Origin of the sequence: Pseudomonas sp. GXM4, from assembly GCF_008923895.1 — a bacterium.
In the GTDB taxonomy this organism is placed as follows: Bacteria; Pseudomonadota; Gammaproteobacteria; order Pseudomonadales; family Pseudomonadaceae; genus Aquipseudomonas; species Aquipseudomonas atacamensis.
In genome coordinates, this window is sequence record NZ_WBRZ01000096.1 from 1 (window position 1) to 18,654 (window position 18,654).

Genomic DNA, 18,654 nt, shown 5'->3' on the forward strand with positions numbered 1-18,654 from the left:
CGTCATTCCGGAAGACATCACCCTTGACTGACCCACCGCTTTCGCGAGCAGGCTCGCTCCCACAGTGTTCTTTATTGCCTTGGCATCTGCTGGTCGATGCTGACGACAGCGTCAGGCTGATGGGCTTTCACACCCACGCGCAGGAAACGCCGGCGACTGAACTGCCGAGCCTGGAACACTGGCCTTATCTGGCGCCGGAACAGCTGCAGCGCGACGGCGTCGATTCCGATGAGCGCAGCGACGTCTATGCGCTGTCGGCAATCATCTACGAGGCGCTGACCGGGCGCCCGCCGCTGATCGCTCGCGACGCCTCGCAATGGTTGCATGTGCACGCCGCCGTCGAGCCTTTGTCGCCAGCGCAATACCAACCCGACCTGCCGCAAGGCATTTGTCACGTGCTGCTCAAGGGCCTGGCCAAGGAGCCGGACGCGCGCTATCAAAGCATCGAATCGCTGGCCGCCGATCTGACCTGGTGCCTGCGGCAATGGCAGAAAAAAGGTCAGATCGAAGCGTTCCGCCTCGGTGCATTCGATGCTCGCGCAACGGCCACGCGCGGCGATGTGCTGTTTGGTCGTGATAACGAACGTCAGCAACTGCTTGAACAGATCCAGCGCGTGCGCAGCGACGGCATCGCTCGCGTGCTGCTGGTTGCCGGCGCACCGGGAGCGGGGAAGTCGACGCTGATCCAGCAAGTCCTGCGTAGCCAGGCACCCGGTTATTGGGCCAGCGGCAAGATCGAACTGCTGAACAATGACCGGCCCTTTGCGCCGCTGGCGCAGATTTTTCAGTCTCTGATCAGCCAAGTGTTGACCAAGCCCACGCTGGCCTTGCAGGCCTTGGCCGAGCAACTGCGCGAAACCCTCAAGGGCCGTGGCCGCTTGCTGCTGGACCTGGCGCCGGAAGCCGAACTGCTGATTGGCGCCACCGCCGAACTGCCGAACATGCCGGCGCGCCACGCCCTGGATCGGGTCAATCGGGCGCTGCTCGATGTGCTCGAAGTCTTTGCGCAACCGGGGCATCCGCTGCTGCTGTTTATCGACGACTTGCAGTGGGCTGACGACTCGACGCAGGCGTTTCTCAAAGCCTTTATCGGCCGACCGACGCGGCATTTGCTGCTGGTTCTGGCGTATCGCGAGGGCGAGTTGACGGAGCATCCGGGCGGCTGGCTCGATGAGATGCGCAGAGCACCAGCGCTGCCAGTCAGTGACCTTGGACTAGGGCCGCTGTCGGTGCAGGCCGTTGCGCAACTGATGGCGGTTGAACTCGATGCTGACGTCGACAACCTTGAGGCGCTGGCCCGCGTCGTGCATTTCAAAACCGCCGGCAATCCGTTGTTCGTCAGCCAGGTCGCGCGCGCGCTGGTGGACGAGCGTCTGCTGCGTTTCGACGCGACGACGCGGCGCTGGGTGTGGAATCAGGCCGAAGTGAACGGCTATCGCTACGCCGACAACGTGGCCGAATTGATGGTGCAACGCTTGCAGCGTCTGCCGGTCAGTGCCCGTGAAGTGTTGCGCACCGCGGGTTACATCGGTGGCCGCTGTGACGAAACGCTGTTGGGCGATTTGCTGGGGGACGATCCTGCGCAATTGCTGCGTGACGTGGATTATCTGGTCAGCGCCGGATTTCTCCTGCGCGAGCCTGGCCAACTGGTGTTTCCCCACGATCGAGTGTTGGAAGCCGCCGCTGCGCTGACCGCGCCGGCCGGGCGTTCGGCTGAGCATGCGCGCATCGCCGCCGCCATGCTCGATCAATGCGGCGAGCAGCGGCAGGCGCGGGTCTTCGACATCGCCAGTCAGATTCAGCGCAGCGCCGGCAATGCGCTGCAAGCGCCTCGACGCGCTGAATTCATCCAGTTATTGCTCGAAGCTGCCGAGCGCGCCCGCGATAGCGCCGCTGTCGAGCAGGCCGTGGGTTATCTGCGCAGCGCCGAGGTGTTACTCGGCGACAACGGCTGGACGCAGCTCTACCAGCAAGCCTTCGCGGCGCGCTGGCTGGCAGCCGACTGCGCGATGTTGCTGGCGGATCTGCCCGGCGCGCAACAGCGTCTCGACGATTGCCTGGAACACGCTGCCACCGTGCTGGACCGCGCGAAAACCTACCGCCTGCGCGCCAGCCTGCGCACCTTGCATTCCGATTACCACGGCGCGATCGGCGAAGCGCTGGCCGGTGTTGCGTTGCTCGACATCGACCTGCAGCGACACCCATCGAAGGCGCAACTGGGCGAAGCGTTCGAACGGGTTCGGCAATTGGTCGGTGCGCGACGGATCGCTGAGTTGACGGCGTTGCCCAAAGCCAACGAGCCGCGAATCGAAGTGGCCATGGAACTGCTGAGCACGCTGATCGCCTCGTTCTTCGTGCAGGACGACATTGCTTTTCTGCACCTGGCGAAGATGGTCGAACTGACTTTGCTCCATGGCACCACGCCGAGCAGCGGCTACGGTTTCGCCTGGTACGGCGTGATGATCGCCGACCGTTATGGCGAATATCTGGACGGTGTTGCTTTCGCCGAACTGGCGCTGGAACTGACTGATCTGCACGGCTATGAGGCGGGGCGCACCGGCACGCTGGTGGCGCTGGATCAAGTCAGCGCGTGGACCCGGCCGATGGCCTACGCGCGGCAGAAGGCTTTCGCCGCGTTTGAGTGCGGTCAGGCCGGCGGCGATCTGGGCATGTCGTGTTACGCCTGCAACCACATCGGCTCCGATCTGCTGTTCATGGGCGAGCCGCTGCCAAACGTGTTGAACGAGCTGGACGTCGGCCTGAGTTGGGTGCGGCAGTTTCACTACATCGACATCGAGCGCATTCTGCTGGCGCAACAGGCGTTTGCCAGCGACTTGCGCAATGGGCCTGAGCCTCGTTCGATCGCAATGCTGGATGCTTTGGAACATGACCGCTTCGGCCCGCTGCATCGCGACCGCGTTTCACAGCCGACGCTGTTGTGGATGTGGTTGTATTCGGGCATGTCGGCGTTCTATTTCGGTGAAGTGCGTTACGCGTTGCGCCGTTTCGAAGACGCCGAGGCGTTAACCTGGTCGCTGCCGGCGCACATTGATCTGGCGCATTACTACCTGTTCTACAGCTTGGCACTGGCCAGTCCCGAGGCGCCGGGCTCTGTTGCCGAAAAACTGCAGAAACTGGAGCAGCAACGGCAGCGTTTTCTGCCATGGGTCGAGCTCAATCCTTCAACCTTCAGCAACAAACTGCTGCTGATCGAAGGCGCGATGGCCCGCGTGCGCGGCGAAGGGCTGGCCGCCATTCGCTGCTTCGACCAAGCGCAAATCGCGGCGGCCGCTGCCGGATTTATCCATGAGCAAGCACTGGCACATGAACAACTGGCCGAGGTCTGCCTGGCCAACGGGCTGGTCTCCGGCACGCATCATCACCTGCGTGTTGCGCGCGACTGCTATGTGCTGTGGGGCGCTGAAGCCAAGGCGCGCCAGCTCGAAGCGCAGCATCCGTTTCTCGCCCACGAGCATACCCTTCAAGCGGGAACGCCGGTGACGCGGGTGCGCCTTGATCTGGAAGTCGGCATTGAAGCGGCACGCGCGGTCTCGCAAGAGGTGTTGCTCGATCGGCTGGTGGAGACCTTGATGAATCACTTGATGATTCAGGCCGGTGCCGACCGCGGCGCGCTGCTGTTGGTCGCCGAGGGTGAGTTGCAATTGGCCGCTGCCGCGCATGTCGAGGCGGGCAACGTGCGGGTCAGTCAGGACAACGATCGCTCGCTGGAGCAGATTGCGCCGGTTTCAGTACTCAATTCGACCATGCGCACGCGCACGCCGCTGGTGCTCGACGATGCCCGCGCCGACTGCCCGCAAGCCTACAGCGCCGACTTGCGCGAGCGGCAGACGCGCTCGCTGATGTGCCTGCCGTTGCTCAAGCAGGGCGCGCTGATCGGTCTGGTGTATCTGGAAAACAGCCTGGTACCGAAGCTGTTCAGCGCCGAACGCCTGACCATGCTGGAAATCCTCGCCTCGCAGGCAGCGGTGTCGCTGCAGACCGCGCGGCTCTACGCGCAACTGGTCGAAGACAACCGCTTGCGCGCGCAGATGGAAGCCGACTTGCGCAGCTCGCGGGCGGAACTGGCGCGCAACTCGCACCTGAAAATGATGGGCGAACTGTCGGCCTCGATCGCCCACGAAATCAGCCAGCCGCTGCTGGGCATTTCATCGAACGCCTCGGCCAGTCTGCGCTGGCTCAAGCGCGACACGCCTGATCTCGACGAGGCTATTCAGGGACTGGAAGACATCCGCTCCGACAGCGCCCGTGCCACCGAGATCGTCCAAGCCTTGCGCGCATTGGCCAGGCAGGCGCCGTTGCAACGATTGCCGGTGTCGATTGACGCGTTGATCGGTGAGGTCGTGCAACTGACGGCCAGCGATGTGCACAATCGCGGGGTGAGCTTGCACACGCAACTCAACGCTGCTGGCCCGGTGCTCGGGGATCGGGTGCAGATCCAGCAGGTGATCTACAACCTGATCGTCAACGCGCTGGAAGCAATGGCTGGGCAGGGCGTGAGTGACGGGCGCCTGGTGATTGAGTCGACGCTGTCCGATGAGCAGGTCTGCGTGGCTTTTCAAGACAACGGGCCGGGGATCGCCGAGCATCAGCGTGAAGAAATTTTCGATGCGTTCTTCACCACCAAGGGCAGCGGCATGGGCATGGGCCTGGCGATTTGCCGAACGGTGATAGGCGCCCATGGCGGGACGTTGCGCGTGGAAGACAGCGAAGACGGCGCGCGGATCTGCTTCAGGCTGCCGCTTGCGCGGGACGCCAGGATCAAAAGCCCCTCACCCTAACCCTCTCCCGGAGGGAGAGGGGACTGACCGGGGTGTTTGGTCGAGCTATGCCGACCTGGGATATCTAGCCGAACTCCGGTTTTGGAAAGCCCACAAATCGGCTCCCTCTCCCTAGGGAGAGGGCTGGGGTGAGGGGGGAGTTCACCGCCGTACCAACGCCGACCACCAGCGCTCTACCGCAAAAAAAAGCCGCGAAAAATCGCGGCCAAAAGGGAGGAGTGAACAAAACCCTTTGAAATCCGACTCAGGGCCGCAGTTCCGTCAAGCGCTGGCCCATCGTCGAATTCAGCAACCCATCGCTGAGCCGCCAAACATCCGCATCCACCGGCGCCACCCGCGCTCCGCACATCAGTTGGCGCCAGACCTTCGGCGGCATTCCCACCATGCGCCCGAAGGTGCGGGTGAAGTGCGAGTGATCGGAAAATCCGCATTCATAAACAATCTCGGTAATCGCCATCGAGGTCAGCAACAGCCCTTTGGCTTTGTCGATCTTCATCTTCAGCATCCATTCCTGAGGCGAGCAGCCGGTGACGATCTTGAACGCCCGGGAAAAGTGGCTGCGTGACAGATTGCAATGTTCGGCAATCTCGCTGACGCGCAGGCTGCGGCTCAGATCGTGCAGCATGTAGGCCTTGGCGCGGCGTTCCTGCCAGCCGGACAGTGCGCCCAGTGGGCGAGCCAGGTGGCAGGAAGGGTCTGACTTCACCGATTGCGGGTTCATGGCGGCTCTCCTGATCGATGGGCAAAGTCTGGCCGCAGGCTTTATTTAAAGTCCTTAAACAAACCTTAAAAGTTATGAAGCCCAAGCCTCAGGCGTGAAACGGATAATCGACGTAACCACGCTGATCGCCGCCAAAGAAACTGCTCGGATCCGGCGTGTTCAGTTCAAGCCCGTCGTGCAGCCGACGCGGCAGATCCGGGTTGGCCAAAAATGGCCGGCCAAAGGCGATGATGTCGGCGCGATCGGCGTTCAGCGCCTGTTCGGCGGACTCAGCGTCGTAACCGCCAGCGAGGATCAGCACGCCGTTCCAGGTCTGGCGCAACTGGGCGATGATCGCGTCCCAGCGCGGATCAAAGTTTTCGTCCTTGACCGTGCCGACCATGGCCGGCTCGACCAGGTGCAGGTAGGCCAGATTCCACTGGTTGAGCGCCTCGACCAGATAACCGAAGGTCGCTTCAGGCGTGTCATCGCCCATGCCCATGAAGCGGCCCATCGGCGTCAGCCGCACGCCGACGCGCTCGGCGCCGACTTCGTCAGCCACGGCAGCGACCACTTCGAGCAGAAACCGCGCACGGTTTTCCACACTGCCGCCATAGGCGTCATCACGCTGGTTGCTGTTGCTGTTGAGAAACTGGTCGAGCAGATAACCGTTGCCGGCATGGATCTCCACGCCGTCCATGCCAGCGTCCAACGCGTTGCGCGCGGCGCGGCGATAGTCTTCGACGATGTCGGCGATCTCCGCCGTTTCGAGGGCGCGCGGCACTGGCACATCACCCCACACGCCATTGCCTTGTTCATCGACGATAAAGGTCTTGCCCGGCACTGGCAGGGCGCTTGGCGCCACTGGCAAACCGGCGTCAGGCTGGAAACTCGGGTGGGAAACCCGGCCGACGTGCCACAGCTGCATGAAGATCAGACCGTCGGCCTCGTGCACCGCGGTGCTGACTTCGCGCCACGCCTGGACTTGCGCATCGGTGTAGATCCCCGGCGTCCACGCATAGCCCTGGCCTTGTTGGGAAATCTGCGTGGCCTCGGTGATGATCAGCGCAGCACTGGCGCGTTGGCGGTAGTACTCGGCGTTCATTGCGGTCGGCACGTCGCCCGGTTGGCCGGCGCGCGAGCGGGTCAGGGGCGCCATCGCCACGCGATGGGCAAGGGTGTAAGGGCCGAGTGCGATGGGTTGAAACAAGCGACGGGTCATGGGTAGCTCCGGATTTTGATGAGTAGGGTTCAAGTGCGGCAGCCAGGTGCCGCGCGCTGTGCAGGTAACTTAACCGGGGGTGGCGGGGCTGATAATCCGTGGCCGGCGCTACGCAGTTTTGCGCGCAACGCAACGGCACCCGCGCTCATCGCTGATGAACGCGGGCGTGGTTCAGGCGGGTTGGCTCGAGCGAGTCAGCGGCAGATTCAGCCAGCGCCGGCCGGTGGCATTGCTGACCGCATTGCCGAGGGCAGCAGCCATTGGCCCTTGGACGATTTCGGCAGCACCGAGGAAGGGTTCGCCCGGTTGATCAAGCAAATGCACGTCGACTTTTTTCGGCAATTGCGTAAAGCGCAGAATCGGATAACCACTCCAGTCGTAGCTGCGAATGCCGCCAGCGTCGTAGGCGACTTTTTCGTAGAGCGTCCAGCTGGCCGACTGGACGATGCCGCCCTCGACCTGATTGCGCAGGCCATCTGGGCTGACGATCTGGCCAACATCGACCGCTGTCACCACATGATCGACACGGATTTCGCCGGTCTGCGGATGCACCCGCAGTTTCACCGCGAGGGCGCAGTAACCCATGATGTTCTTGTAGCGGGCGAAGGCAAAACCGATTCCCGCGCCGGGTTCGCTGCTCTTGTGGGGCCAGCCGATTTCGTCACGCACGCGCTCAATCACAGCCCGGGCACGTGGGTCGCGCAGATGCGCCAGGCGTAACGCCAGCGGATCGAGCCCGGCCTTGATCGCCAACTCATCGATACCCGCCTCGATGGCGAAGATGTTGATGTGCGCACCGAGCGAGCGCATGGCCGAAGTGCGGAACGGCATGGTGGTGACGAAGTTCATGTTGATCCGCGTCGCGCCCAGCTCGTACAGCGGCACCGCGTTGCGATCGCCGTCACCTTCGGGCTGGGCGATCGGCACCGACGGCGCCGAGGCGAAAGGTTTGGCCAACAGGCGTGCCGGCAGCAGGCGCCCGGCATTGACGATGCGTTCGTTGTGCGGCGTGGTCCACAGCTCGTAGTTCCAGTCCTGCAAACGGCCCTGACTGAGGCCGGCATCGACTTCGGTGACCATCGCCGAACTGTACGGCTCCCAGAGATTTTCCTGCTCGCGCATCCATTGCACCCTTACCGGCGTGCCCGGCAGGCGCATGGCGATCAGCGCGGCATCGGCGGCGGCATCATCGGCGCCGTTGTGGCCGTAGCAACCCGAGCCTTCGGTATGAATGCAGCGCACGCGCTCCGACGGCAGCCGCAGCATTTCGGCGATGCCTGCGCGCAGCGGATAGACGCCCTGGGTGTGGGTCCACACCGTGAGCACGCCGTCGTTGAACCAGGCCACCGCACAGGACGGGCCGATCGAACCGTGCATCAAATATTGCTTGGTCACCCGCGCTTTGAAACGCGTTTCGGTCGCGCCGCCGGCATTGCCGTTGTTGCTGATCGGATAGCGCTTGGAGGGCAATTGCTTGAGCAAATCGTGAATCCCGGCGGCTTCGGGAATCGCCTCGCCGCCACTCCACTTGGCACTCTCAATGCCGCTGCGCATGGCCTTGATCGCTTGCCACTCATCACCGGCGACCACGGCCAGATAGTTGCCGTCTCGAATCACTTTGACCACGCCGCTCAACGCCTCGATGGACGCGGCATCGAACGCCTGAAGCGTGCAGCCGGGACGCGGCGGGCGAATCACCCGCGCATGCAGCATGCCCGGCAGGCGCATGTCCTGGACGAACGCCGCGCCGCCGCTGACCTTGGCCGGTATGTCCAGACGCGGCAGGTTGTGCCCGATCAGTTTGAAATCGGCCGCCGCCATCGCCGGTGATTGCGCCTTGGCGTACTGGTGCACATCGACATGCCTGACCGCGTCGGCATAAGCCATGCGCTGGCCGGTCGGCCCTTCGATGATGCCGTCGCGAGTGCTCAGTTGCACAGCGTCGATTTGCCAGCTGCGCGCGGCGGCGTCGACGAGCATTTCTCGCACCTGCGCGGCAGCGTTGTACAGCGCGGTGCCGCTGTCGAAAATGCTGTGGCTGCCGGCGGTGTAGCCTTCGTTGGGCGTCAGCGCGGTGTCGGCGGTGAGCAAGTTGATCGCGCTGGCCGGCACCTGCAAACGCTCGGCGGCGATTTGCAGCAACGCGGTTTTCACCCCGGTGCCCAGTTCGACCTTGCCGGTGTACACGGTGATGCCGTCGGCGCCGATGCGAATCCACGCGTCCAGGTATGGATTGGTGCGCAGGCTGCCGGGCAGGTCGGGCGCCAGCACCACAGTGCCGAGAGTATCGACTTCGGTATCGGCCAAGGCCCGCCGGGCTATCGGCATCAGCGTGAAGGCCATCAGTAGTGCGCCGCCGCGCAGAAAGGCCCGGCGGCTGGGGTTCAAGCCGTTTGCTTCGCTCATGTCCGGCTCCCGTTGTGCCCGGCCACCTGCTTGATCGCCTCGATGATGCGCAAATGGGTGCCGCAACGGCACAGATTGCCGGCCATGTGTTCGCGGATGGTTTGTTCGTCCGGGTGCGGGTCACGTTCGAGCAACGCCTGCGCGCGCATGAGCATGCCGGCGATGCAGTAACCGCATTGCGCGGCCTGCTTGTCGATGAACGCCGCTTGCAACGGGCCGGGCTTCTCTGCGCTGCCGAGGCTTTCCACGGTGCGTATCTTTTTTCCTTCAAGGCCGGCGCAAGGCGTCAGGCAGGCGAACACTGGCTGGTCGTCGACGATCACCGTGCACGCGCCGCACTGGCCCAGGCCGCAGCCGTACTTGGCGCCGTTGAGGTTCAAGTGATTGCGCAGCGCGTACAGCAGCGGCATGTCCGCTTCCAGCTCCAGCACTTGGGCGGCTCCATTGACGGTGAGAGTGATCTGGCTCATTTCGTCTCCTGACGTAACGCTTCAATAGTGGAAGAAAGGTCGGTCCATGGCTGCTCGGGGCGGGCTTGCCCGCGCAGATACGCGGCGAGTGCGCCGAGCTGGGCGTTGTCGAGGCTGGCGGCGAACGGCGGCATCACCGGGCCAGGCGCGCCGGGAATGGCGGGTACGCCTTCGAGCACGGTCTTGAGAAAGTTGCGCGAGCTGGCCGCTTGCAGCGCCGAAGTGCTTTGCAGGCCTGGGCGGCCGTCGATTTCGCGCATCGGCGCGGCGGGTGCGTGACATCCGGCGCAGGCGCTACTGAAGAGCAGGGCGCCGCTGCTGTGATCCGCTGGACTGCTCGGCGGCTTTTGCGCAGTGATTTCGGTCACCGCGTGCGGGCTTTGCAGGCTCAGCAGGTAGTCGGCAATCGCTTCGGCTTCGCTGGCCGGCAAGCGCGCCAAACTCAGGCTGACCGGGCGCATCGGGCCGGCGGGCGTGCCGTGGCCATTGACCACGTCGGCGCGCAGGTAGCCGACCAATTGCTCGCGACTCCACGGATTGGCGCGCTGCCCGAGGCCGACCAGGGCCGGCGCTTCCCAGCCATCAACGCTGCCGCCCTTCAAATACTCCGAGGATTTCTCCGCGCCAATCAGGTTCAGCGGCGAATGGCAGCCGGCGCAGTGGCCCGGGCCGTCGACCAGATAGCGTCCGCGATTCCATGCCGCGCTGTGTTCGGCCAGCGGCGTCAGTGGCTCGCCATGCAGAAACAGCAGGTTCCAGAACGACACCAGCGGGCGGATGTTCATCGGGAAGTTCATCTGGTTCTGCCGCGCCGGGGCGTGTACGGCGGGGCCGCTCATCAAGTAGGCATAGGCGTCGGCGATGTCTTCGGAGCTCATGCGCCGGTAGTGCACGTAGGGAAACGCCGGGTAGAGAAAGTGGCCGTCGCGGGCAATGCCTTCGCGCATCGCCCGCTCGAAGGCCGGCAGTGACCATTCGCCGATGCCGGTCTGCGCATCCGGGGTGATGTTGGTGCTGTACAGCGTGCCGAACGGCGTCACCAGCGGCAGCCCGCCAGCCAGGTATTCGCCGCCGGGGCGGGTGTGACACACCGCGCAGTCACCGGCCTCGACCACCCGTGCGCCGCGTTGCAACTGCGCAGTATCGAATGACGTCGGCCGTTTGATTGGCGCGATCGCCGGGCGCCACATCAGCGCGACGGCGACGATCAGGCCGAGCACCGCGAGCACGCCGACGCTGATCCACAGGGTTCTGGATTTGAGCAAATGGCTGTTCATGGTCGGCAGAAAAACGCGGCGGACAGTGGCAGGACGAGTGCAGTGCGGGTCATGGAAACGCTCCTTGTAGCAGCCGGGGAAGGGCGCCGATGCGGACGTCAGCGCCAGGGCCAAAGCGTAGAGAAGACCCTTGCAGCGGAGAATCACCGGCCCGCGCAACAGCGCGTTGCGCCACAAGCAACGTTGCGCGCCACGCATCAGTGCGTTGCCAGTGGCACGGATTCTCGCCCCCGCCGGCTGACCGTAGCCTTGGCACAACTTTCCCGAACTCAACGAGGTGTCACCATGCTTACGGGCAACCCTGCCGTTGCGGCCCCGGCCGAACAGCCTGCTTCACTCTCCGGCCTGATGGTCGCGTTTCTGGCATTTTGCTGCGGCGCGGTCGTCGCCAACCTGTATTACGCACAACCCATCGTCGAACTGATCGCCCCGCAGATCGGCCTGTCCAGCGCCAATGCCAGCCTGATCGTGTCGCTGACGCAGTTCGGTTACGCGCTGGGTTTGTTGCTGCTGGTGCCGCTGGCCGACCTCATGGAGAACCGTCGTCTGGTAGTCGGTTTCACCCTCGCTGCGAGTGTCACGCTGCTGTGTGCTGGCCTGACTCATTCGCCGTCGCTGTTCCTGCTGCTCTCTTTGCTGATCGGCCTGACCTCGGTGGCGGTGCAGATTCTCGTGCCGTTGGCCGCGCATCTGGCGCCGGAAGCCAGCCGGGGGCGCGTGGTCGGCAACATCATGAGCGGCCTGTTGTTGGGGATTCTGCTGTCGCGGCCGCTGTCGAGTCTGTTGGTTGAAGTGTTCGGCTGGCGCGGGGTGTTTTACAGCGCGGCGGCACTGATGGCGGTGATCGCGCTGATTACCGCTGTGGCATTGCCGCGCCGGGTGCCGACGCACAAAGCCACTTATGTCGCGTTGATCGGTTCAGTGTTTGCCCTGGCCCGGCGCTTTCCTGTGTTGCGCCAGCGTTCGCTGTATCAGGGTTTGCTGTTCGCCAGTTTCAGCCTGTTCTGGACCCTCGCGCCAATTGAGCTGATGCGTCATCACGGTTTCAGCCAGGCGCAAGTGGCGATCTTCGCCCTGGTCGGTGCGGTGGGTGCGATTGCCGCGCCAATTGCCGGGCGTCTGGCCGATGCCGGCCACGGTCGTCGCGGTACCTTGGTGGCGTTGCTGCTGGCGCCGCTGTCGCTGTTGATCGCTGCGCTGCCGGGCAGTGGTTATGTGTGGCTGGTGGTGTGTGCGGTGCTGCTGGATTTTGCCGTACAACTGAACATGGTCCTCGGCCAGCGCGAGGTCTACGCCCTCGACCCGCATAGCCGCGCCCGCCTGAATGCGGTGTACATGACCAGCATTTTCGTCGGCGGCGCCCTCGGCTCACTGGTCGCCAGCCCGCTGTACGAACACTTCGGCTGGAACCTCTCGGCCGTCGCCGTAGCGGTGTTACCGGCGTTGGCGCTGGCGCTGTTCCTGAGCCGCAAGGCTGATGGCTGAGGTCGCGATGAGGCCCGGCAAGCACGACGATACAAGACGTGTGGCTGGCGCTGATGCACAATCAGCGGCGTTCCCTCACCACCGGACCCCGCTTATGGACAAGTTGCTGGCCTTGAAGATGTTTGTTGAAACCGTGCGCTGCGGGGGCTATTCCTCGGCGGCGCGCAAGCTTGGGATTTCGACGTCTTCGGTGACACGGCAAGTGGCGGGGCTGGAAAACGAGTTGGGCGCCAGCCTGCTCAATCGCACCACGCGCAACACCAGCGTGACCGTCGCCGGCCAGACCTATTTCGAGAAAGCCGTGGCGATTCTTGATGCCATCGACGAAGCCGACGCGGTGGTCGCCGATCGTGGCAGCGATGCCCAAGGCCGCTTGCGCATCAGCGTGCCGGTGGAGTTTGGCCGGCGGCTGATCGCGCCGCACCTGAGCCGCCTGCTTGAACGCCATCCCGGGCTAGAGATCAGCCTGTCGCTGAGCGATCAGGTCAGCGATTTGCTCAGCGAGCAGATCGACGTTTCGGTGCGGCTCGGCTCGACGGTGGTCAGCGAAGACATCGTCAGCAAACGCGTCGGCCACTTTCAGCGTTGGATTGTCGCCAGCCCGGATTATCTGGCGCGCAGCGGCGTGCTCGAACATCCGCGGGATCTGCTCGAGCATCAATGCCTGCGTTTCGATTACGGCGGCAGCCATCACCACTGGACCTTTCAGGGGGACGAAGAGCCGATTCAGCTCAACGTCCAGGGTCGCCTGCAAAGCAACAACGCCGACATCCTGCGCGAAGCCGCGATTGGCGGTGGCGGGGTGGCGTTGCTGGCCGACTGGCTGGTGCGCGACGACGTCGCCGCCGGACGCCTGACGCGCTTGCTTGAGCACTACGAGGTTAATCCCGGCAGTGCCAGCAGTTGCATCAACGCGCTGTACCTGCCCAACCACCGTGGATCGAGCCGGATCAATGTGTTCATCGATTTTCTCGTGGAAATCCTCAAACCCGCCGCCCCCGCTGCTTAGCACTGCACACTCTGTTGCTGCAGCCGCTGCACACTGCTTGTATGCTTGCGCCCCGGAACACGTGGCCGCCGTAAGTGCCGACGTTCGAATGATGGCTGGAATGGATACCGGACTTCCTTAAGGTACTGACGTGAAGCGTGATACTCGCCTTGTAATGCTCCTGCTGCTGGTGATCGGCTGTTCCCTGACTTCGCTAACGATCTGGAAAGTCTGGTCTTCGCGCGAGCGTGCGCTGGCCGAGGTCGACGTGCATGGCCTGAACCTGACCCAGGCGCTCAACACCTACACCGAAGGCATCGTCCGGCAAAGCTCGCTGCTCTTGCTCGGGCTGGTCGAGCGTCTGGAAACCGAGGGCAACGGCCCGGCGCAGATTCAGCGCATCCAGAGCCTGATCGACCGCCAGCAGCCGTTGATGCCCCAGCTCAGCGGCATCATCATCTATGACCGGAACGGGCATTGGCTGATGTCCTCCAACCGGCCGATTCCAGAGGGCGCCAACAGCAGCGACCGCGCCTATTTCATTCATCACCGTGACAGCCCGAGCCGCGAGCCGTTCATTGGCCCGCCGATCCAGAGCCGTGCCAATCACGAATGGGTGGTGACTATCAGTCGGCGCTTCAACGACGACGGCGGGCAGTTCGCTGGCGTGGTAGCGGTGACGCTGGGGGTGGAAAACTTCCTGCGCGTGTTCGGCAAACTCGACGTTGGCCAGGACGGCGCGATCGGCCTGTCGTACACCGATGGCACGCTGCTGGTGCGCTACCCGTTCCGCGAGCAGGACATGGGCCGCAACTTCTCCAGTTCGCCGATCTATGCCAAATACCTCGTCGACCGCTCGGTCGGCACTGCCTCCTACACCTCCAGCCTCGACGGTGTCGAGCGGCTGTACGCATTCCGTAAAAGCGAAAGCCTGCCGCTGATCACCACCGTGGCCCTGGGCAAGGATGAAGCGCTAGCGGCGTGGCGCATCGAAGCGGCGCTGTCGGCGGTGGTAGTGATCGGGCTGCTGGGGCTGACCGGGCTTATCGGTTGGTTCCTGATTCTTGATATCCGCCGCCGCACTGAGGCTGAAGAGGCGTTGCGCGATGCCCAACAGCAGCTGCTTGCGTCCAATCGGCAGCTGGAATTGCTGGCGCTGAAGGATGCCCTGACCGGTCTGGCCAACCGCCGCTGTTTCGATGAAACCCTGACCGTGGAAGCGCGGCGGGCGCAGCGTGACGGGACCTCGCTGGCCTTGCTGATGATCGATATCGACCACTTCAAATTGTTCAACGATGCCTTGGGCCACGTCGCTGGCGATGCCTGCCTGCAAGCGGTCAGCAAGATTCTTGAAGGCTGCGTGCGACGCCCCTCGGATCTGGTCGCGCGCTACGGTGGCGAGGAAATGGCGGTGATCATGCCGGCCACCGACAGCGCCGGTGCGACCGTGGTGGCGCAACTGATGCTCGAGCGTTTGCAGCAGGCGAACATCGCCCACCCGGGCAGTCCGTTTGCTCGGATTACGGTGAGTATCGGTATGGCGGTGGGGACGGGCGCGCAGCTGGATTCGCTGCCGGCGTTGATCCAGACCGCCGATCAGGCGCTGTACCGCGCCAAAGCGGCGGGGCGCAACGGGATGGCCGGGCAGGCCTGAGGCGCACTAGAAAGCTTCGCCGTTATCCAGTTTCGCCAACAGCATTTGTCCGCGTTGCCACAGTGCATCCTGCTTGGCCAGCGGCATGCGGTCGAGGTTCTTGTACATCATGCCCATGCGCTGATTGCCGCGCAGGATATCGCCGTGGCGCATGAGGAAATGCCAGTACAGCGCGTTGAACGGGCAGGCATCGTCCGCGCTGCTTTCCTTGACCTTGTAGGCGCAGTCGCCGCAGTAATCCGACATCCGATTGATGTACTGGCCGCTGGCGCAGTAAGGCTTGGAGCCGAGATAACCGCCGTCGGCATGCATGACCATGCCAAGGGTGTTGGGCAGTTCGACCCAGTCGAAGGCGTCCATGTAGATCGCCAGATACCACTCACAGATTTCCTTCGGCGCAATCCCGGCGAGCAAGGCAAAGTTGCCGGTGACCATCAGCCGCTGGATGTGGTGGGCGTAGGCATGTTGCAGGCTTTGGCCGATGGCCTGGCGCATGCAGTTCATCTGTGTCTGCCCGGTCCAGTAGAACTCCGGCAGCGAGCGCGAGTTGCCAAACACATTGCCCTCGGCGTAATCCGGCATCTTCAGCCAGTACACACCGCGCACGTATTCGCGCCAGCCGATCAGCTGCCGAATGAAGCCTTCGGCAGCGTTGAGGCCGATGCTCCCCGACCAGTACGCCGCCTCGACATCGCTGCACAGCTGGCGCAAATCGAGCAGGCCGATGTTCAGCGCGGCACTGATCCGCGCGTGAAACAGGAACGGTTCGTCGCTGGCCATGGCGTCCTGGTAATCACCGAAGCCGGCCAGCGCGTAGTCGAGAAAGTATTGCCACAGGGCCTGGGCATCGGCGTGGGTCGCGGGGTAATTGAAGTCATCCAGCGTGCCGTAATGCGTGGCGAAGCGCTCGCCGACCAACGCCAGCACCTCTTGGGTGATTGCGTCATTGGCGAAACGTGCCGGGTAGGGCGGTTTGGCGTGTTTGGGCAGCGCCTTGCGATTCTCCGCATCGAAATTCCACGCACCGCCGACCGGCGTGCCGTCGCCATTGAGCAGCAGCCGACTCTTGCGCCGCATCTCGCGGTAGAAGAACTCCATGCGCAGCTGTTTCTTGCCGCTGGCCCAATTGGAGAACTCTTCGCGGGAGCAGAGGAAACGGCTGTCTGAATGCCAGTGCACGGGCAAGCTCGAATCTTTGATTAACTGCTCAAGACGCCAGTCGCCGCATTCGGTGATGTGGATCTCGTCGGCACCAGTGAGGGTTTGCCAACGCTGCAATTCGCCGGGAATTGAGCCGCTGTTGTCCGGGTCATCGAGGCGGACGTATTGGACGCGGTAGCCTTTATCGCGCAACGCCTCGGCAAAGTGGCGCATGGCGCTGAAGATCAGGGCGATTTTTTGCGGATGATGAGCGACGTGGGTCGCTTCCTCCATGACCTCGACCATCAGCAGCAGGTCGTGCTGGGGATCGAGTGGCTGCAGGGAGGCCAGGTCGAAAGACAGCTGGTCGCCGAGGATCAGGAGCAAGCGGTGGGCAGGGGGCATGGAGCAAAATCCGGTGAGCGATTCGAACTCCAATAGTTATACAGATTGTTTGCTATGTATAGGTATTGTGCACGCAGTGTCCCATGTGGGAGCTGGCTTGCCAGCGATAGCGTTTTGTCAGGCACACATGCATCGACTGATCTGACGCCATCGCTGGCAAGCCAGCTCCCACAGGGATTTGGGTGGGGTTCTTAAGCGGCGTAGGTCGGATAGTCGATATAACCCTCGGCACCGCCGCCATACACCGTCGCCGGATTCAACTGATTCAACGGCCAGTCATTGGCAATCCGCGCCGGCAGGTCCGGGTTGGCCATGAATGGTCGGCCAAACGCGACGAGATCGGCCAGCCCCGACTCAAGCAATTGCGCCCCGGTTTTGGCGGTGTAGCGGCCGGCATAAATGATCGCGCCGCTGAACGTGTCGCGCACGGCCTGGCGAAAGGTCTGCGGCATCGCTGGCGCGTTGTCCCAGTCGGCTTCGGCGATCGACAGGTAGGCGATGCCGACGTCTTCGAGAATCTTGATCGCGGCAATGTAAGTTGTGTGCGGATCTTCCTCGACCAGGCCCAGGTACGTCCGCGCTTCATCGGTGGTAGTGAACAACGGTGCGAAACGCACACCGACCTTGTCCTTGCCGATGCATTCGGCAACACCGGCCACCACTTCGCGCAAAAAGCGCAAGCGATTGTCCAGCGAGCCGCCGTATTTGTCGGTGCGCAGGTTGCTGTGGGCGGAGATGAACTGGTTGACCAGATAACCGTTGGCACAATGCAGTTCGATGCCGTCGAAACCCGCATCCATCGCGTTGCGCGCGGCCTGGATGTACAGCTGAATCAGTTCCTGCACTTCATCGGTGCTCAACGCGCGCGGAGCGGACGGGGGCACCAGTTCACCGGCACCGGGCGCGGTTTCGATGAACACGCTGACGCGATCCGTGGCGACCGCAGAGGCCGACACCGGCGCATCGCCGTTGGGCTGCAACGCCGTGTGCGAGACCCGACCGACATGCCAGAGCTGGGCGAAGATCACACCATCCACGGCGTGCACCGCCTCGGTGACTTTGCGCCAACCGGCGATCTGCTCCGGCGTGTGAATGCCCGGCGTCCACGCATAACCCTGACCGCGCGGTTCGATCTGCGTGCCTTCGGTGACGAGCAAACCGGCACCGGCGCGCTGCTGGTAATACTCGGCCATCAACTCGTTGGCGACATTGCCCGGTTGTGTGCTGCGCTGGCGGGTGAGAGGCGGCAGAACGATGCGGTTTTTCAGGGTGTGGTTGCCCAATTTGGCGGGCGTGAAAAAAGCGTTATTCATGGAGTAAGCCTTGAATCTGATTAGACCAGTCGACTAGTGACTGGGCAAAAAAACAACGCCGGGCGGTACGCACGCGGCGTTGATCGGGTTGGAGCGAGGGATTCAGCCGAGCATCTTCAACAGCTTTTCGGCAACGGCGGCAGAGCTGGCCGGGTTCTGGCCGGTGACCAGTTGACCGTCAGCCACCACGTGAACCTGCCAGTCGGCGACTTTCGAATAGCGCCCGCCAAGGCGCTGGAACTCGTCTTCGATGAGGAACGGCACCACGTCAGTCAGGCCGACTGCAGCCTCTTCGGCATTGGTGAAACCGGTGACATCACGGCCCTTGACGATCGGCTGGCCGTCAGCACGCACCACATGACGCAACACGCCGGGTGCGTGGCAGACAAAACCGTGAGGTTTGTTGGCGCGGTCGAAGGCTTCGATCAGCGCGATCGAGGCCTTGTCTTCGGCCAGATCCCACAACGGACCGTGGCCGCCTGGGTAGAACACGGCATCGAAATCTTCGGCCTTCACATCAGCCAGACGGCCAGTGGTGGCGAGTGCCTGTTGTGCGGCCGGATCGGCGCGGAAGCGATCGGTTTCGGCAGTCTGCGCGCTTGGCTCATCGCTTTTCGGATCGAGCGGAGGCTGGCCGCCGGCAGGCGATACCAGGGTGACGTCGGCGCCGGCGTCCTTGAAGGCAAAGTAAGGCGCGGCGAACTCTTCCAGCCAGAAACCGGTTTTCTTGCCAGTGTTGCCGAGTTGATCGTGGGAAGTCAGAACCATCAAGATTTTCATAGAGCACCCTTGGGT

General features: G+C 63.3%; 13 protein-coding genes. 5 read left to right on the forward strand and 8 right to left on the reverse strand.

Features of this window, described 5'->3' with window-relative positions:
- Positions 1-178: 178 nt before the first annotated feature.
- Positions 179-232 carry a hypothetical protein gene (locus F8N49_RS28595; RefSeq protein WP_371915174.1) on the forward strand — a complete coding sequence of 18 codons (54 nt, stop codon included), beginning with the start codon at positions 179-181 and terminating at the stop codon, positions 230-232.
- A 328-nt stretch (positions 233-560) separates the two neighbouring features.
- Positions 561-4,799, forward strand: coding sequence for an AAA family ATPase (locus F8N49_RS14110; protein ID WP_372241028.1), 4,239 nt, complete (start codon positions 561-563; stop codon positions 4,797-4,799).
- 244 nt (positions 4,800-5,043) lie between these two features.
- Here the strand turns inward: F8N49_RS14110 and F8N49_RS14115 are convergent, their stop codons facing one another.
- The 5 genes from F8N49_RS14115 to F8N49_RS14135 form a co-directional block, all read right to left on the reverse strand.
- Positions 5,044-5,520 (reverse strand): helix-turn-helix domain-containing protein, encoded by a 477-nt coding sequence (locus F8N49_RS14115; protein WP_110600507.1) that lies wholly within the window; start codon positions 5,518-5,520, stop codon positions 5,044-5,046.
- Positions 5,521-5,608: 88 nt separating this feature from the next.
- Positions 5,609-6,721: an alkene reductase gene (locus F8N49_RS14120; RefSeq protein WP_151551781.1), complete on the reverse strand. Its 1,113-nt coding sequence runs from the start codon at positions 6,719-6,721 to the stop codon at positions 5,609-5,611.
- 171 nt (positions 6,722-6,892) lie between these two features.
- A complete protein-coding gene (locus F8N49_RS14125; protein ID WP_151551782.1) occupies positions 6,893-9,127 on the reverse strand; it encodes a molybdopterin cofactor-binding domain-containing protein in 2,235 nt (744 codons plus the stop codon).
- Positions 9,124-9,597, reverse strand: a complete 474-nt coding sequence (locus F8N49_RS14130; RefSeq protein WP_071172505.1) for a (2Fe-2S)-binding protein — start codon at positions 9,595-9,597, stop codon at positions 9,124-9,126. The genes F8N49_RS14125 and F8N49_RS14130 overlap by 4 nt, the downstream gene beginning before the upstream one ends.
- Positions 9,594-11,147 (reverse strand): cytochrome c, encoded by a 1,554-nt coding sequence (locus F8N49_RS14135; protein ID WP_372241027.1) that lies wholly within the window; start codon positions 11,145-11,147, stop codon positions 9,594-9,596. Before F8N49_RS14135 ends, F8N49_RS14130 begins: the two co-directional genes overlap by 4 nt.
- Positions 11,148-11,159: 12 nt before the next feature.
- On the opposite strand from F8N49_RS14135, the gene F8N49_RS14140 reads away from it, so the two are divergent.
- The 3 genes from F8N49_RS14140 to F8N49_RS14150 all read left to right on the forward strand — a co-directional run bounded on the left by F8N49_RS14140 (position 11,160) and on the right by F8N49_RS14150 (position 15,001).
- The gene (locus F8N49_RS14140) at positions 11,160-12,359 is read left to right on the forward strand and encodes an MFS transporter (RefSeq protein WP_076562840.1); all 1,200 of its coding nucleotides are present in this window, start codon (positions 11,160-11,162) and stop codon (positions 12,357-12,359) included.
- Positions 12,360-12,453: 94 nt separating this feature from the next.
- Positions 12,454-13,368, forward strand: coding sequence for a LysR family transcriptional regulator (locus tag F8N49_RS14145; RefSeq protein WP_024013018.1), 915 nt, complete (start codon positions 12,454-12,456; stop codon positions 13,366-13,368).
- A gap of 130 nt (positions 13,369-13,498) precedes the next feature.
- On the forward strand, positions 13,499-15,001 hold the full coding sequence (locus F8N49_RS14150; protein ID WP_151551783.1) for a sensor domain-containing diguanylate cyclase: 1,503 nt from the start codon (positions 13,499-13,501) through the stop codon (positions 14,999-15,001).
- Between the two features lie 6 nt (positions 15,002-15,007).
- On the opposite strand, the gene F8N49_RS14155 is transcribed toward F8N49_RS14150, so the two are convergent.
- From F8N49_RS14155 to F8N49_RS14165, 3 genes are all read right to left on the reverse strand, one after another.
- The gene (locus F8N49_RS14155; RefSeq protein ID WP_151551784.1) at positions 15,008-16,546 is read right to left on the reverse strand and encodes a cryptochrome/photolyase family protein; all 1,539 of its coding nucleotides are present in this window, start codon (positions 16,544-16,546) and stop codon (positions 15,008-15,010) included.
- Between the two features lie 191 nt (positions 16,547-16,737).
- Positions 16,738-17,859, reverse strand: a complete 1,122-nt coding sequence (locus F8N49_RS14160) for an alkene reductase (RefSeq protein ID WP_151551785.1) — start codon at positions 17,857-17,859, stop codon at positions 16,738-16,740.
- Between the two features lie 102 nt (positions 17,860-17,961).
- Positions 17,962-18,639, reverse strand: a complete 678-nt coding sequence (locus F8N49_RS14165; protein WP_073476243.1) for a type 1 glutamine amidotransferase domain-containing protein — start codon at positions 18,637-18,639, stop codon at positions 17,962-17,964.
- Positions 18,640-18,654 lie beyond the last annotated feature (15 nt).

Coding starts and splice junctions, on each gene's coding strand:
- F8N49_RS14155 (WP_151551784.1), bottom strand. CDS start 16,546: ATGCCCCCTGCCCACCGCTTGCTCCTGATCCTCGGCGACCAGCTGTCT.
- F8N49_RS14140 (WP_076562840.1), top strand. CDS start 11,160: ATGCTTACGGGCAACCCTGCCGTTGCGGCCCCGGCCGAACAGCCTGCT.
- F8N49_RS14120 (WP_151551781.1), bottom strand. CDS start 6,721: ATGACCCGTCGCTTGTTTCAACCCATCGCACTCGGCCCTTACACCCTT.
- F8N49_RS14125 (WP_151551782.1), bottom strand. CDS start 9,127: ATGAGCGAAGCAAACGGCTTGAACCCCAGCCGCCGGGCCTTTCTGCGC.
- F8N49_RS14165 (WP_073476243.1), bottom strand. CDS start 18,639: ATGAAAATCTTGATGGTTCTGACTTCCCACGATCAACTCGGCAACACT.
- F8N49_RS14160 (WP_151551785.1), bottom strand. CDS start 17,859: ATGAATAACGCTTTTTTCACGCCCGCCAAATTGGGCAACCACACCCTG.
- F8N49_RS14130 (WP_071172505.1), bottom strand. CDS start 9,597: ATGAGCCAGATCACTCTCACCGTCAATGGAGCCGCCCAAGTGCTGGAG.
- F8N49_RS14115 (WP_110600507.1), bottom strand. CDS start 5,520: ATGAACCCGCAATCGGTGAAGTCAGACCCTTCCTGCCACCTGGCTCGC.
- F8N49_RS14145 (WP_024013018.1), top strand. CDS start 12,454: ATGGACAAGTTGCTGGCCTTGAAGATGTTTGTTGAAACCGTGCGCTGC.